Origin of the sequence: Streptomyces sp. NPDC051561 (assembly GCF_044454195.1) — a bacterium.
GTDB lineage: Bacteria > Actinomycetota > Actinomycetes > Streptomycetales > Streptomycetaceae > Streptomyces.
On record NZ_JBITDM010000009.1, the window covers coordinates 161,513 to 175,830 of the forward strand.

Here is a 14,318-nt window from a genome sequence, read left to right on the forward strand (position 1 = left end):
GCTCTTCCCTGCCGTGCACCAAAGTGCAGCTGGATCTGCAAGGGACGCTTCGGCGTCCCTTCTTTCTTTTCTCACCCCCGCTATTTCCTAAGTTCTGATGTGCCCTGCACATTCATGGGTGAAACCGCGCGGGGAAAAGCCGTGAAAGGCAGTACGGCCGTGGCTGGGCCGTGGTCCGCGGCGCCGGGCCGGTAAAGTCCGGCTGCGTGCATCTCAAGGCCATGACCCTTCGCGGTTTCAAATCCTTCGCCTCCGCCACGACGCTCCGCTTCGAGCCGGGCATCACCTGTGTCGTGGGGCCCAACGGGTCGGGCAAGTCCAATGTGGTGGACGCGCTCTCCTGGGTCATGGGCGAGCAGGGCGCCAAGTCGCTGCGCGGCGGCAAGATGGAGGACGTCATCTTCGCCGGCACCACCGGGCGGCCCCCGCTGGGCCGCGCCGAGGTCTCGCTGACGATCGACAACTCCGACGGGGCGCTGCCCATCGAGTACGCCGAGGTAACCCTCACGCGGATCATGTTCCGCAACGGCGGCAGCGAGTACCAGATCAACGGTGACACCTGCCGGCTGCTCGACATCCAGGAGCTGCTCTCCGACTCCGGCATCGGCCGCGAGATGCATGTCATCGTCGGGCAGGGCCAGCTCGACTCCGTACTGCACGCGGACCCGATGGGCCGCCGTGCCTTCATCGAGGAGGCGGCGGGCGTCCTCAAGCACCGCAAGCGCAAGGAGAAGGCGCTGCGGAAGCTGGAGTCGATGAAGGCGAACCTGGCGCGGGTGGAGGACCTCACAGGTGAGCTCCGCCGCCAGCTCAAGCCGTTGGGGCGGCAGGCGGCGGTGGCCAGGCGGGCCGCCGTCATCCAGGCCGATCTGCGCGACGTGAAGCTGCGGCTGCTCGCGGACGATCTGGTCACCATGCAGCGGGCGCTCGGCGCGGAGATCGCCGACGAGGCCGCGCTGAAGACGCGCAAGGAGTCCGCGGAGAGTGCGCTCGGGGCGGCCCAGCAGCGTGAGGCGGAGCTGGAGGAGGAAGTGCGGCGGCTGGCGCCGAGGCTTCAGCGGGCGCAGCAGAGCTGGTACGAGCTGTCGCAGTTCGCCGAGCGGGTACGGGGGACGATCTCGCTCGCGGACGCCCGGGTGACCAGCGCCAACGCGGCGCCCGAGGAGGAGCGGCGGGGGCGCGATCCCGAGGACATGGAGCGCGAGGCCGCTCGTGTCCGGGAGCAGGAGGCCGAGCTGGAGGCGGCGCTGGAGGCCGCGCGGCACGCGCTGGAGGACACCGTCGGGCACCGGGGCGAGCTGGAGCGGGAACTGGCCGCCGAGGAGCGCCGGCTGAAGGACCTCGCCCGTGCCATCGCCGACCGCAGGGAGGGGCTCGCCCGGCTGAACGGGCAGGTCAACGCGGCTCGCAGCAGGGCCGGTTCGGCCAGGGCGGAGATCGACCGGCTGGCCGAGGCGCGCGACGGTGCGCAGGAACGTGCCGCCACCGCCCAGGCCGAGTACGAGCAGCTCAGGGCCGAGGTGGACGGGCTGGACGCGGGCGACGAGGAGCTCTCCGTACGGCACGAGGACGCGAAGCGTGAACTGGTCGATGCGGACAGGGAGTTGTCCGCCGTACGAGAGGAGCTGACCGCGGCCGAGCGCAAGCGGGCCGCCACCTCCGCGCGTCGGGAGGCCCTGGCCCTGGGACTCCGGCGCAAGGACGGCACCGGCGCACTGCTCGGGGCGGGCGACCGGCTGACCGGACTGCTCGGGCCCGCGGCGGAACTGCTGACGGTGACGGCGGGGTACGAGGTCCAGGTCGCGGCGGCGCTGGGGGCGGCGGCGGACGCGGTCGCGGTCGGCGCCCCGGCCGCGGCGGCCGAGGCGATCCGGCTGCTGCGCAAGCAGGACGCGGGACGGGCGGCGTTGCTCGTGGCGGGGGAGGACGCCGGGGCTCCCGCACTGCCGCCCGCCCTCGCTCCGGCCGTCCCCGTCAGGCCCGCCCCCGCCCCGTACGCCGTCGACTTCGTACGCGGCCCGGATGAACTCATGCCCGCCGTGCGGCAGTTGCTGCGGGGCGTCGTGGTCGTGGGGACGCTGGAGGATGCCGAGGACCTGGTCCACGCGCATCCCGGGCTGACCGCGGTCACCGCCGAGGGGGATCTGCTGGGGGCGTACTTCGCGCAGGGGGGTTCGGCGGGGGCGCCGAGCCTGCTGGAGGTGCAGGCGTCGGTGGACGAGGCGGATGTGCAGCTGGCCGAGCTGGAGGTGCGGTGCGAGGAGCTGGCAGGGGCGCAGCGCGGGGCGGGGGAGCGGAAGCGTCAATGTGCCCTGACCGTCGAGGAGTTGGGGGAGCGGCGGCGGGCCGTGGACCGGGAGCGGTCGGGGGTGGCGCAGCAGTTGGGGCGGCTGGCCGGGCAGGCGCGCGGGGCGGCCGGGGAGGCCGAGCGGTCGGCAGCCGCCGCGGCCAAGGCGCAGGAGGCGCTGGAGCGGGCGACGGAGGAGGCCGAGGAGCTGGCGGAGCGGCTGGTGGTCGCCGAGGAGGCTCCCGTGGAGGAGGAACCGGACACCTCGGTGCGGGACCGGCTCGCGGCGGACGGGGCGAATGCCCGGCAGACCGAGATGGAGGCCAGGCTGCAGGCCCGTACCCACGAGGAGCGTGTCAAGGCGCTTGCGGGCAGGGCGGATTCCCTCGACCGGGGCGCCAGGGCGGAGCGCGAAGCACGCGCGCGGGCCGACCAGCGACGTCAGCGGATGCGGTACGAGGCCCAGGTCGCCGCGGCCGTCGCGGCCGGCGCCAGGCAGTTGCTCGCGCACGCCGAGATCTCGCTCGGCCGGGCCGACGAGGAGCGGACGGTGGCCGAGGCCGCCAAGGCCGGGCGGGAGCGCGAACTGGTCACCGAGCGGGGCCGGGGCAGGGAACTCAAGCAAGAACTCGACAAGCTGACCGATTCGGTTCACCGGGGCGAGGTACTAGGAGCAGAGAAGCGGCTGCGGATCGAGCAGCTGGAGACCAGGGCCCTGGAGGAGTTGGGTGTGGAACCGGCCTCGCTGGTGACCGAGTACGGGCCCGAGCAGCCCGTGCCGCCGTCGCCCGCCGCGGAGGGGGAGACCCTGCCCGAGGACCCGGAGCACGCCCGCAATCTGCCCCGGCCTTTCGTCCGCGCCGAGCAGGAGAAGCGGCTCAGGGCGGCCGAACGGGCGTATCAGCAGCTCGGAAAGGTGAACCCGCTGGCGCTGGAGGAATTCGCGGCGCTGGAGGAGCGGCACCAGTTCCTCTCGGAGCAGCTGGAGGACCTCAAGCGGACCAGGGCCGACCTGATGCAGGTGATCAAGGAGGTGGATGAGCGTGTGGAGCAGGTGTTCACCGAGGCGTACCGGGACACGGCGCGGGAGTTCGAGGGGGTGTTCTCCCGGCTGTTCCCCGGGGGCGAGGGGCGGCTGATCCTCACCGACCCGGACAACATGCTGACGACCGGGGTCGATGTCGAGGCGCGCCCGCCGGGCAAGAAGGTCAAGCGGCTCTCGCTGCTCTCGGGTGGTGAGCGCTCTCTCACCGCGGTGGCGCTGCTGGTGTCGATCTTCAAGGCGCGGCCGAGCCCGTTCTACGTGATGGACGAGGTCGAGGCGGCGCTCGACGACACCAACCTCCAGCGGCTGATTCGGATCATGAAGGAACTCCAGGAGAGTTCCCAGCTGATCGTGATCACCCACCAGAAGCGCACGATGGAGGTGGCGGACGCCCTCTACGGCGTCTCGATGCAGGGTGACGGCGTCTCCAAGGTCATCAGCCAGCGGCTTCGTTAACTCCTTCAACTCTTCAAGATGTGAAGGAGTCGTCACGGTTATTTGCGTCCGAACCCTGCAATGGCCTCACAAGGACCCCGGGTCAACCTTCAAAAGTTGAAGGCATACGATCGCCCCCGTTCCAGTTGACTTCGGAGCGGCCTCAAGTGGTGGGTGACGTGGAGTTGTGCCCCACTTGAAGTCACCTGAAGGCCTGCCCCCCCACGGACATGCCCGGCAACGCGGCCGGGTCCAGGAGTTCACGTGACCAGCACAGCGCAGACGCCATCGGCGTCCGGACGGGATGCCGCCCCGGAGCATCTCGGCCATGTCATCTTCATTACGGCCGCGGCCGCGATGGGCGGCTTCCTCTTCGGCTACGACAGCTCGGTGATCAACGGGGCCACCAAGGCCATCGGTGACAAGTACGACATCGGCTCCGGCGCCCTCGGCCAGGTCATCGCCGTCGCCCTGATCGGCTGCGCCATCGGCGCGGCCACCGCCGGACGGCTCGCCGACCGCATCGGCCGCATCCGCGTGATGCAGATCGCCGCCGTGCTGTTCACCATCAGCGCCGTCGGGTCCGCGCTGCCGTTCGCGCTGTGGGACCTCACGATGTGGCGCTTCCTGGGCGGCATCGCGATCGGCATGGCCTCGGTGATCGGCCCGGCCTACATCGCGGAGGTCGCCCCGCCGGCGTACCGAGGCAGGCTCGGTTCCTTCCAGCAGGGCGCCATCGTCCTCGGTATCGCGATCTCCCAGCTCGTCAACTGGGGCATCCTCAACTGGGCCGACGGCGACGACCGCCACAAGATCGTCGGCGGCATGGAGGCCTGGCAGGTCATGCTCGGCGTAATGGTCATTCCCGCCGTGATCTACGGCCTGCTGTCGTTCGTCATCCCCGAGTCGCCGCGCTTCCTGATTTCGGTCGGCAAGACCGAGAAGGCCAAGAAGATCCTGGAAGAGGTCGAGGGCGACAAGATCGACCTGGACGCCAGGGTCGAAGAGATCAAGCACGGCATGCGCAGCGAGCACAAGTCCACCTTCAAGGACCTGCTCGGCAGCAGGTTCGGCTTCCTGCCGATCGTCTGGATCGGCATCGGCCTCTCGGTCTTCCAGCAGCTGGTCGGCATCAACGTCGCCTTCTACTACTCGGCGACGCTGTGGCAGTCGGTGGGCATCGACCCGAGCCAGTCGTTCTTCTACTCGTTCACCACGTCGATCATCAACATCATCGGCACCGTGATCGCGATGATCTTCGTCGACCGGATCGGCCGCAAGCCGCTCGCCCTGATCGGCTCCGTCGGTATGACCATCGCGCTGGCCTTCGAGGCCTGGGCCTTCTCCGCCGACATGGTGAACGGCAAGCTCCCCGACACCCAGGGCATGGTCGCCCTGATCGCCGCCCATGTCTTCGTGCTCTTCTTCGCACTGTCGTGGGGTGTCGTCGTCTGGGTCTTCCTCGGCGAGATGTTCCCGAACCGGATCCGCGCCGCCGCCCTCGGTGTGGCCGCCGCCGCCCAGTGGATCGCCAACTGGGCCATCACGGCCAGCTTCCCGAGCCTGTCGAGCTGGAACCTCTCCGGGACGTACGTCATCTACACGGTCTTTGCCGCGCTCTCGATCCCCTTCGTGCTCAAGTTCGTGAAGGAGACCAAGGGCAAGAAGCTGGAGGAGATGGGCTGAGAGCCCGTGCCGCGACACCGGCGCTGACTCCCGTCGCCACATCCGAAGGTGCTGCCCCGGCTCATGTGAGCCGGGGCAGCACCTCTTCCGCGTACAGACGCAGACTCTCGCGCCCCTCCTCCACCGGCATCCCGCCGCACAGCGGATGCAGTACGAGGCTGTCGGTGTCCAGTGCCGCGCACTGCTCCGGCGTCAGGATCCGGTAGACCCCCTCGGCGCGCAGCTCCTCGACCGTGCCCGCCGCCGAGCGGACCGCCGAGCGGATGTCCTTCGACTGCCAGGAGGCGTAGGTGCGGGCCTCGTGCAGGAAGTGCTTTCCGTACGTCGCCCAGGCCCGGTCCGGGTCCTCGCTGAGGTGCAGCAGCGGGGTCACGGCGCCCGGCATCATGCAGAAGCCCGACGTACCGTGCCGCGCGCACTCCTCCTCGTAATAGCGCTGGAGTTCCGGCAGATGGGCGCTCGGGAAGAACGGCAGGCCGAGCCGTGCCGCACGCCGGGCCGCCGCCTTCGAGCTGCCGCCGACCAGCAGCATCGGATGGGGCTGGGTGTACGGGCGCGGGGTGACCCGGACGGTGCGGCCCCGGAAGGTGAAGGGCTCACCGGACCAGGCCTTCAGCAGGGTCTCCAGCAGCTCGTCCTGGAGTTTGCCGCGCCTGCCCCACTCGGCGCCCAACTGCTCGTACTCCTCCGGCCGGTACCCGATTCCCGCCACCGTGACCAGCCGTCCGCCGCTCAGCAGGTCCAGGACGGCGATGTCCTCGGCGAGGCGCAGCGGGTCGTACAACGGGCCGATGATCGCGGAGACGGTGACCGCGATGCGCTTCGTCGCGCCGAAGACGGCGCCCGCGAAGGCGAACGGGGAGGGCAGCCAGCCGTTGTCGGCGCCGTGGTGTTCCTCGGTCTGGACGGTGTCGACGCCGTGTTCGTCGGCGTACGCGGCCATCTCCAGGGCGGCGCGGTAGCGGGCGCTCAGTGAGGTGGGGGTCGCGTCGGGATCGACCAGATTGAAGCGGACAACCGAGTAGGCCATGACGAGAAATCCCCCTCCGCCGATGTGGGTTGGCGAAGGGGGACCGTAGCTGACGAAGCGTCAGATTGACAGGCTTCCGGCCTCGGTGGCGTCGCTCTTCGGGGCCTTGGCCCGCGGCAGCACCGCATACAGCACACCGGCGACCACGATCGTGACGACCCAGCCGAGGCCGTTGGCGCCGAGCCAGGTGGTGGCCAGCGGGCCGGTGAACCACTCGACCTTGGTGAAGAGCAGGCCGACGACCAGGGCGACGCCCCAGGCCACCATGGCGGACCAGGCGAATCCGCCGCTGTACCAGTAGGCGCTGGTGCGGGTGGTGTCCATCAGCGCCTCACCGTCGTAACTCTTCCGCTTGAGCATGTCGACGCCGAAGACGCCGATCCAGGCCGAGAAGGCCACCGCGAGCAGCGTCAGGAAGGAGATGAACGAGCCGATGAAGCTGGTCGCGACCACCATCAGCAGGAAGCCGAAGATCAGGCTGATGACCGCGTTCACACTGACGGCCCAGGCGCGCGGAACCTTGATGCCGAGGGTCTGCGCGGTGAAGCCGGCCGAGTACATCGACATCGAGTTGATCAGCAGCATGCCGATCAGGGCGATCACCAGGTACGGAACCGAGATCCACATCGGCAGCAGCTCACCGATGAAGGAGACCGGGTCCTGGGCGCTCGCCAGGTTCGGGGTGGAGACCGCCATCACGGCGCCCATCAGCACCATCGGGAGGACGACGATGCCCGCGCCGCCGATGGAGGCGCCGACCATGCCCTTGTTCGAGGCGTTGCGGGGCAGGTAGCGGGTGAAGTCCGGGCCCGAGGGGACCCAGCTGATGCCACCGGCGGCGATGGTGCCGACGCCCGCGATCAGCATCGCGGTGGACCCCGCGGGCTTGGCGAAGACGGCCGACCAGTCGGTGTTGGCGATCAGATAGACCAGGACGAGCACGGAGAAGACGCCGAACAGGTACGTCGACCACTTCTGGCAGACCTTCAGCGCGTTGATGCCCATTCCCGAGACGGCGAAGGTGCACGCCACGAAGAGCAGCAGGGTCACGATCACCAGCGTGGTGTTGCTCTTCACGCCGAAGAGCAGATCCAGCACGGTCAGCACGGCGTACGCGCCGGTGACCGCGTTGATCGTCTCCCAGCCCCAGCGGGCCACCCAGATCAGCGCGCCGGGGAAGAGGTTGCCGCGCTGGCCGAAGACCGCGCGGGAGAGCGCCATGCCGGGCGAGCCGCCGCGCTTTCCGGCGATCGAGATCAGCCCGACCATGCCGTAGCTGACGATCGGGGCCAGGAAGGCGACCAGCAGCACCTGCCAGAAGTTCAGCCCGTTGAAGACGACCAGGCCGGCGCCCATGGTGAGCAGCAGCACACTGATGTTGGCGGCCACCCAGGTGGGGAACAGCTCGCGGACGTGGCCGCCGCGCTCGCTGTCCGGGACGGGTTCGAGGCCTCGGGTCTCGACCGTGCTCTCGGGGACGGCGGGGGTTTCTGCGGTGGTGCTCATGGGTGGGGGTTCCATGCCTCTCGCTCGGTACGCGGCACTGCGGACCGGTGGGGGAGTGATCGTGAGGACTCTACGCGCGTTGATACAGGCTCGGCCATCGTACTTTGACCCGACTGCGCACCTTGATACCGGTACGTCACTTGGAGGAACACCCAATTGAGGCCGGAGGAACGTCCGTGGCCGATACTGGTCGGGTTATGGACATCCTCATCCTTGCTGTACTCATCGCCCTGGTCGCGGTCGGCGCGATCAGCGGGCTCGTGGTCAGCAGCCGCAAGAAGAAGCAGCTGCCGCCCTCGGCACCGCCGAGCACACCGACCATCACTGCCCCGCCCGCCGAACCTCAGGTCGGCGAGGACGCCGCTCCGCCGAAGGACGAAGCGCGCCGCACGATTGAAGAGGTGGACCTGCCGGGGGCGACCGAAGCCCCGGTCGTCGTCGAACCGCCCGTCGAGGAGCCTCCCGCCCTCGACGTACCCGAGCCCACCGCAGGCCGTCTGGTACGGCTGCGCGCCCGGCTCGCCCGCTCCCAGAACTCGCTCGGCAAGGGTCTGCTCACGCTGCTCTCGCGCGACAACCTCGACGAGGACACCTGGGAGGAGATCGAGGACACCCTCCTCACCGCCGACGTCGGCGTCGCCCCCACCCAGGAACTCGTCGAGCGTCTGCGCGAGCGCGTCCGCGTGCTCGGCACCCGTACCCCCGACGATTTGCGCACCCTGCTCCGCGAGGAGCTGCTCAACCTGCTCGGCACGGACTTCGACCGCGCCGTGAAGACCGAGTCCGGCGTCGACACCCCCGCCGTCGTGATGGTCGTCGGCGTCAACGGCACCGGCAAGACCACCACCACCGGCAAGCTCGCCCGGGTCCTGGTGGCCGACGGCCGCTCGGTGGTGCTCGGCGCGGCCGACACCTTCCGTGCCGCCGCCGCCGACCAGCTCCAGACCTGGGGCGAGAGGGTGGGCGCCCGTACCGTACGGGGCCCGGAGGGCGGCGACCCCGCCTCCATCGCCTTCGACGCGGTCAAGGAGGGCATCGCCGAGGGCGCGGACGTCGTACTCATCGACACCGCCGGCCGGCTGCACACCAAGACCGGGCTGATGGACGAGCTCGGCAAGGTCAAGCGCGTCGTGGAGAAGCACGGCCCGCTCGACGAGGTGCTGCTGGTGCTCGACGCCACCACCGGTCAGAACGGTCTGGTCCAGGCCCGGGTGTTCGCCGAGGTGGTGGACATCACCGGCATCGTCCTGACCAAGCTCGACGGCACCGCCAAGGGCGGCATCGTGATCGCCGTACAGCGCGAACTGGGTGTACCGGTCAAGCTGGTGGGCCTCGGGGAAGGCGCGGACGACCTCGCTCCGTTCGAGCCCGAGGCGTTCGTGGACGCGCTGATCGGAGACTGAACCTCCGATTCCGGGAGCGTCGACACTCCCGTACGAAGAAGGGCCCCCACCGCATGGTGCACATGCGGTGGGGGCCCTCGGCTTTGTGCGGGCGGCCTTCAGGCCAGATGACGGTGACAGATGTACGCCAGTGTGCCCAGCAGCAGCCGGGCCTGCGGGGGCCTGCTCGCGGTGTCCAGGGACGGCGGACGCAGCCAGCGGACCTGGCCCTGGCCCGCGTGGTCGGAGGGCGGGGCGGGGACGTACGACCCCGGCCCCAGACAGCGCAGATCCAGTTCCGCGTCGTCCCAGCCCATCCGGTACAGCAGCTCGGGCAGCGCGGCGGCGGCGCCCGGAGCGACGAAGAACAGTGCCCGGCCGTCCGGCGTCGCCACCACCGGTCCCAGCGGGATGCCCATCCGCTCCAGCCGCACCAGGGCGCGGCGCCCGGCCGCCTCCGCCACGTCCAGCACGTCGAAGGACCCGCCCACCGGCAGCATCACCGACGCACCCGGGAACTGCCCCCAGGCCGCCGTGACCTCGTCCAGCGTCGCCCCCGCCGCCACCACCGGAGCGAAGTCGAAGGGGTGGGCGCCGGGGGAGGGGCACGTGGCGTCGCCGCAGGAGCAGACGCCCGCGACCGCCCTCGCTCCCGGGACCACGTCCCAGCCCCACAGCCCGGTGTACTCCGCCACCGCTGTGCCCTCCGACGTGCGGCCGCGCCGCCGCGTGCCGGACCGCATGTCCCGGATGCCGCCGATCGTGAAGCCCATGCCCCCTCCAACGGGTCGAACTCTCCGGTGGTTACGACACGGAGTGGTGTGGTGACCCTCTGTCGCACTCCGCCCTTGGGTGTCGCCACCGAATCCGGCTCCGGCGGCGTATCGGGACACCGGGGGTGGTGCGGGGTGCTGCGCGCGCTCCGGCGTGCGTCGCTCCGCCTGCTCCTGATCGTCCTGTGTCAAGTGAATCGCGCCTGGCCTTAAGGGAGTTCACTCGGAGGGGTGGCGAATGGTGGCGTTTCTGTAAGTGCCCTCGCCGGAGGGGTGATCGTAGGATTACTTTCGGTGCATGAGCTCAGGAGTGCGCACGTTCATGGGTATGCCGGAGGCAAGCCGGATTCCCGTTCGAGGGGGCGCATCCGGCGGACAGAAGGCCTCAACTCACGGCATTCTGTAAGGGGTTCACGCGGAGAGTTTCCCGGGTGGATCCGGATCGGCCGACCCTTCGGTCGATCCTGTAGGAGAGTTCCCGGAGCGTGGTGTGCGGCCCGCTCCCGGGGGCAGTGGTGCGGACGCCAGGCAAAGACGCCGAAGCGGACGGTGCGGACGGCGGCGACGACGGAATGGGGGCGTTCCTGTGGGCGGCAGCAGCGGCAGTGAAGGACACGCTGGAAAGCGCCCGAACGAACAGCTCGGTTCGTGGTTCGCGCGCAGCGGCTGGTCGAAGGGCGAACTGGCGCGCCAGGTCAACCGCCGGGCCCGGCAGATGGGCGCCCACCACATCAGCACCGACACCTCGCGGGTACGCCGCTGGCTGGACGGCGAGAATCCGCGCGAGCCCATTCCGCGCATCCTCTCCGAGCTGTTCTCCGAGCGGTTCGGCGCGGTGGTCGCCATCGAGGACCTCGGACTGCGCGCCGCCCACCGCTCGCCCTCGGTCTCCGGCGTCGACCTCCCGTGGGCAGGACCGCAGACGGTCTCGCTGCTGAGCGAGTTCTCCCGCAGCGACCTGATGCTGGCCCGCCGCGGCTTCCTCGGCTCCGCACTCGCGCTGTCCGCCGGGCCCACCCTCATCGAGCCGATGCAGCGCTGGCTGGTCCCCTCCCCGGCGAACGACCCGGCCCCCCAGGAGTCCGCCGCCGCCTCCCGCCGCCCCTCCCGGCTGTCCGAGCCGGAGCTGCAACTCCTCGAATCCACCACCATGATGTTCCGCCAGTGGGACGCCCAGTGCGGTGGCGGACTGCGCCGCAAGGCGGTCGTCGGCCAGCTCCACGAGGTCACCGACCTCCTCCAGGAACCGCAGCCCGGCCCGACCTCCAAGCGCCTCTTCCGCTGCGCCGCCGAACTCGCCGAGCTGGCGGGCTGGATGAGTTACGACATCGGGCTCCAGCCCACCGCCCAGAAGTACTTCGTGCTCGCTCTGCACGCCGCCAAGGAGGCGGGCGACAAGCCGCTGGGCTCGTACATCCTCTCCAGCATGAGCCGCCAGATGATCCACCTCGGCCGGCCCGACGACGCCCTCGAACTGGTCCATCTCGCGCAGTACGGCAGCCGCGACTGCGCCACCTCCCGCACCCAGTCCATGCTGTATGCGATGGAGGCCCGCGCCTACGCCAACATGGGCCAGCCCAGCAAGTGCAAGCGGGCCGTCCGGATGGCCGAGGACACCTTCACCGACGCCGGACTCGACGACGAGATGGACCCGGACTGGATCCGCTTCTTCTCCGAGGCCGAACTCAACGGCGAGAACTCGCACTCCTACCGCGACCTCGCCTACGTGGCCGGCCGCAGCCCGACGTACGCCTCGCTCGCCGAGCCGGTCATGGACCGCGCCGTACAGCTCTTCGAGAAGGACTCCGAGCACCAGCGGTCGTACGCGCTGAACCTGATCGGCATGGCCACCGTGCACCTGCTCAAGCGGGAGCCCGAGCGGGCCGTCGACTTCTCCCAGCAGGCCCTCTCCATCGCTGGGAAGGTCCGCTCCGAGCGGGTCAACAACCGGATCCGCAAGACGGTCGAGGGCGCGGTCCGCGAGTTCGGCGACGTGGCCGAAGTCATCGACCTCACCGACCAGTTGGGTTCCCAACTGCCCGAGGCGGCGGAAGCCGTGTAGGGCCTTTCATCCCCGGCCGCGACAGCAACCCCGAGAAGCCCGATTCGGCTCCCCCGCCGCCAGGTCATCCGGGAAGCTGTCGCGGTCGGTTCCTTTCCCGCCCGTACCCCTGTCCGTATGTTCGCGGTGCCGCCCGTTCGGGTGCTCCCGTTGATCCGGCAGTTCATGTCCGTGTAACACGTGCGCCGTCATCGTCACTGCGGCGAAACATCGAGCGGCATCTTCGGAAACCGTGCTCCGCCAATCTCAGGGCCCATAACCAGCCACCCCGCACTGGCCCCCGAGACGAGGAGACGCCGATGCCTCCAGGCATCCCGACAGACGCCGTGACAAGCGGCCTGACACTGGCGGCGGAAGCCCCCACGCTGTCCGCCGCGAACACCGGCTTCATGCTCATCTGTTCCGCCCTGGTGATGCTGATGACTCCGGGTCTGGCCTTCTTCTACGGAGGCATGGTCAGGGTCAAGTCCACCCTCAACATGCTGATGATGAGCTTCATCAGCCTCGGGATCGTCACGATCCTCTGGGTGCTCTTCGGCTTCAGTCTCGCCTTCGGTGACGACATCGGCTCGGTCATCGGCTGGAGCTCGGACTTCGTGGGGCTGAGCGGCATCGGCATCACCGAGCTGTGGGACGGCTACACGATCCCGGTGTACGTCTTCGCGGTCTTCCAGCTGATGTTCGCGGTGCTCACGCCGGCGCTGATCAGCGGGGCGCTCGCGGACCGGGTGAAGTTCACCGCCTGGGCGCTGTTCATCACGCTGTGGGTGGTCGTCGTCTACTTCCCGGTCGCGCACTGGGTGTGGGGCGCGGGCGGCTGGCTCTTCGAGCTGGGCGTCATCGACTTCGCGGGCGGTACGGCGGTGCACATCAACGCGGGCGCCGCCGCCCTCGGTGTGATTCTGGTGATCGGCAAGCGGGTCGGCTTCAAGAAGGACCCGATGCGTCCGCACAGCCTGCCGCTGGTGATGCTCGGCGCCGGACTGCTGTGGTTCGGGTGGTTCGGGTTCAACGCCGGATCCTGGCTGGGCAATGACGACGGGGTCGGGGCCGTCATGTTCGTCAACACGCAGGTGGCTACCGCCGCGGCGATGCTGGCCTGGCTGGCGTACGAGAAGATCCGGCACGGCGCCTTCACGACGCTGGGTGCGGCTTCGGGCGCGGTGGCGGGGCTGGTCGCGATCACCCCGTCGGGTGGGTCGAGCTCGCCGCTCGGTGCCATCGCGATCGGTGCCATCGCAGGTGTGGTGTGCGCGATGGCGGTGGGGCTCAAGTTCAAGCTGGGGTACGACGACTCGCTGGACGTGATCGGTGTTCACCTGGTGGGTGGTGTGATCGGGTCGCTGCTGGTCGGGTTCTTCGCCACCGGTGGGGTGCAGTCCGAGGCGAAGGGGCTGTTCTACGGGGGAGGGTTCGAGCAGTTGGGGAAGCAGGCCATCGGGGTCTTCTCGGTGCTCCTCTACTCCTTGCTGGTTTCCGCCCTGCTGGCCTTCGTCATCGACAAGGTGATGGGGATGCGGGTCGAGGAGGATGTCGAGGTCTCCGGCATCGACCAGACCGAACACGCCGAAACGGCATACGACTTCACGGGTGCGGGGGGTGGGGCCGCGGCCCGCACCCAGGTGCCCGCCCCTGCTGCCACGGCAGCCGCGAGCAAGAAGGTGGACGCATGAAGCTGATCACGGCGGTAGTCAAGCCGCACCGGCTGGACGAGATCAAGGAAGCACTGCAGGCCTTCGGGGTGCAGGGACTGACGGTGACCGAGGCGAGCGGGTACGGGCGCCAGCGCGGACACACGGAGGTGTACCGCGGGGCGGAGTACACGGTCGACCTCGTACCGAAGATCCGGATCGAGGTGCTGGTCGAGGACGGCGACGCGGAGCAGCTGATCGAGGTCGTGGTGAAGGCGGCCCGCACCGGGAAGATCGGCGACGGAAAGGTGTGGAGCGTGCCGGTGGAGACGGCGGTGAGGGTGAGGACCGGGGAGAGGGGACCGGACGCGCTGTAGCGGGGGCGGGGGTGCTCGGGTGGTTGGGGCTACGTCCCTCCGCCCGGGGCGGCCTGGGGTGCTCCGGGCATCGGGGCCGCGTCCCTCCACCCCTGGCAGCCCCC

The 14,318-nt window shown here is 69.6% G+C and carries 9 protein-coding genes; 6 read left to right on the forward strand and 3 right to left on the reverse strand.

Features of this window, described 5'->3' with window-relative positions; genetic code table 11:
- Positions 1 to 206: 206 nt before the first annotated feature.
- On the forward strand, positions 207 to 3,788 hold the full coding sequence (gene smc, locus ACIA73_RS21640; RefSeq protein WP_399440254.1) for a chromosome segregation protein SMC: 3,582 nt from the start codon (positions 207 to 209) through the stop codon (positions 3,786 to 3,788).
- 243 nt (positions 3,789 to 4,031) lie between these two features.
- Positions 4,032 to 5,453 carry a sugar porter family MFS transporter gene (locus ACIA73_RS21645; RefSeq protein ID WP_399440255.1) on the forward strand — a complete coding sequence of 474 codons (1,422 nt, stop codon included), beginning with the start codon at positions 4,032 to 4,034 and terminating at the stop codon, positions 5,451 to 5,453.
- A 61-nt stretch (positions 5,454 to 5,514) separates the two neighbouring features.
- Here ACIA73_RS21645 and ACIA73_RS21650 read toward each other — a convergent pair whose 3' ends face one another.
- Together ACIA73_RS21650 and ACIA73_RS21655 are read right to left on the reverse strand one after the other, a co-directional pair.
- A complete protein-coding gene (locus ACIA73_RS21650; RefSeq protein ID WP_399440256.1) occupies positions 5,515 to 6,483 on the reverse strand; it encodes an LLM class flavin-dependent oxidoreductase in 969 nt (322 codons plus the stop codon).
- Positions 6,484 to 6,543: 60 nt separating this feature from the next.
- Positions 6,544 to 7,989 carry a purine-cytosine permease family protein gene (locus tag ACIA73_RS21655; RefSeq protein WP_399440257.1) on the reverse strand — a complete coding sequence of 482 codons (1,446 nt, stop codon included), beginning with the start codon at positions 7,987 to 7,989 and terminating at the stop codon, positions 6,544 to 6,546.
- A 197-nt stretch (positions 7,990 to 8,186) separates the two neighbouring features.
- Between ACIA73_RS21655 and ftsY the strand changes: the two genes are divergently transcribed.
- Positions 8,187 to 9,392 carry a signal recognition particle-docking protein FtsY gene (ftsY, locus tag ACIA73_RS21660; RefSeq protein WP_399440258.1) on the forward strand — a complete coding sequence of 402 codons (1,206 nt, stop codon included), beginning with the start codon at positions 8,187 to 8,189 and terminating at the stop codon, positions 9,390 to 9,392.
- A gap of 98 nt (positions 9,393 to 9,490) precedes the next feature.
- Here ftsY and ACIA73_RS21665 read toward each other — a convergent pair whose 3' ends face one another.
- A complete protein-coding gene (locus tag ACIA73_RS21665; RefSeq protein WP_399440259.1) occupies positions 9,491 to 10,144 on the reverse strand; it encodes a bifunctional DNA primase/polymerase in 654 nt (217 codons plus the stop codon).
- 586 nt (positions 10,145 to 10,730) lie between these two features.
- Between ACIA73_RS21665 and ACIA73_RS21670 the strand changes: the two genes are divergently transcribed.
- From ACIA73_RS21670 to ACIA73_RS21680, 3 genes are all read left to right on the forward strand, one after another.
- Positions 10,731 to 12,206, forward strand: a complete 1,476-nt coding sequence (locus ACIA73_RS21670; protein WP_399440260.1) for a hypothetical protein — start codon at positions 10,731 to 10,733, stop codon at positions 12,204 to 12,206.
- Positions 12,207 to 12,505: 299 nt separating this feature from the next.
- Positions 12,506 to 13,879: an ammonium transporter gene (locus ACIA73_RS21675; protein ID WP_399440261.1), complete on the forward strand. Its 1,374-nt coding sequence runs from the start codon at positions 12,506 to 12,508 to the stop codon at positions 13,877 to 13,879.
- Positions 13,876 to 14,214, forward strand: coding sequence for a P-II family nitrogen regulator (locus tag ACIA73_RS21680; RefSeq protein ID WP_384344490.1), 339 nt, complete (start codon positions 13,876 to 13,878; stop codon positions 14,212 to 14,214). The genes ACIA73_RS21675 and ACIA73_RS21680 overlap by 4 nt, the downstream gene beginning before the upstream one ends.
- The last annotated feature ends 104 nt before the right edge of the window (positions 14,215 to 14,318 follow it).

Coding starts and splice junctions, on each gene's coding strand:
- ACIA73_RS21650 (WP_399440256.1), bottom strand. CDS start 6,483: ATGGCCTACTCGGTTGTCCGCTTCAATCTGGTCGATCCCGACGCGACC.
- ACIA73_RS21655 (WP_399440257.1), bottom strand. CDS start 7,989: ATGAGCACCACCGCAGAAACCCCCGCCGTCCCCGAGAGCACGGTCGAG.
- ftsY (WP_399440258.1), top strand. CDS start 8,187: ATGGACATCCTCATCCTTGCTGTACTCATCGCCCTGGTCGCGGTCGGC.
- ACIA73_RS21665 (WP_399440259.1), bottom strand. CDS start 10,144: ATGGGCTTCACGATCGGCGGCATCCGGGACATGCGGTCCGGCACGCGG.
- ACIA73_RS21675 (WP_399440261.1), top strand. CDS start 12,506: ATGCCTCCAGGCATCCCGACAGACGCCGTGACAAGCGGCCTGACACTG.
- ACIA73_RS21680 (WP_384344490.1), top strand. CDS start 13,876: ATGAAGCTGATCACGGCGGTAGTCAAGCCGCACCGGCTGGACGAGATC.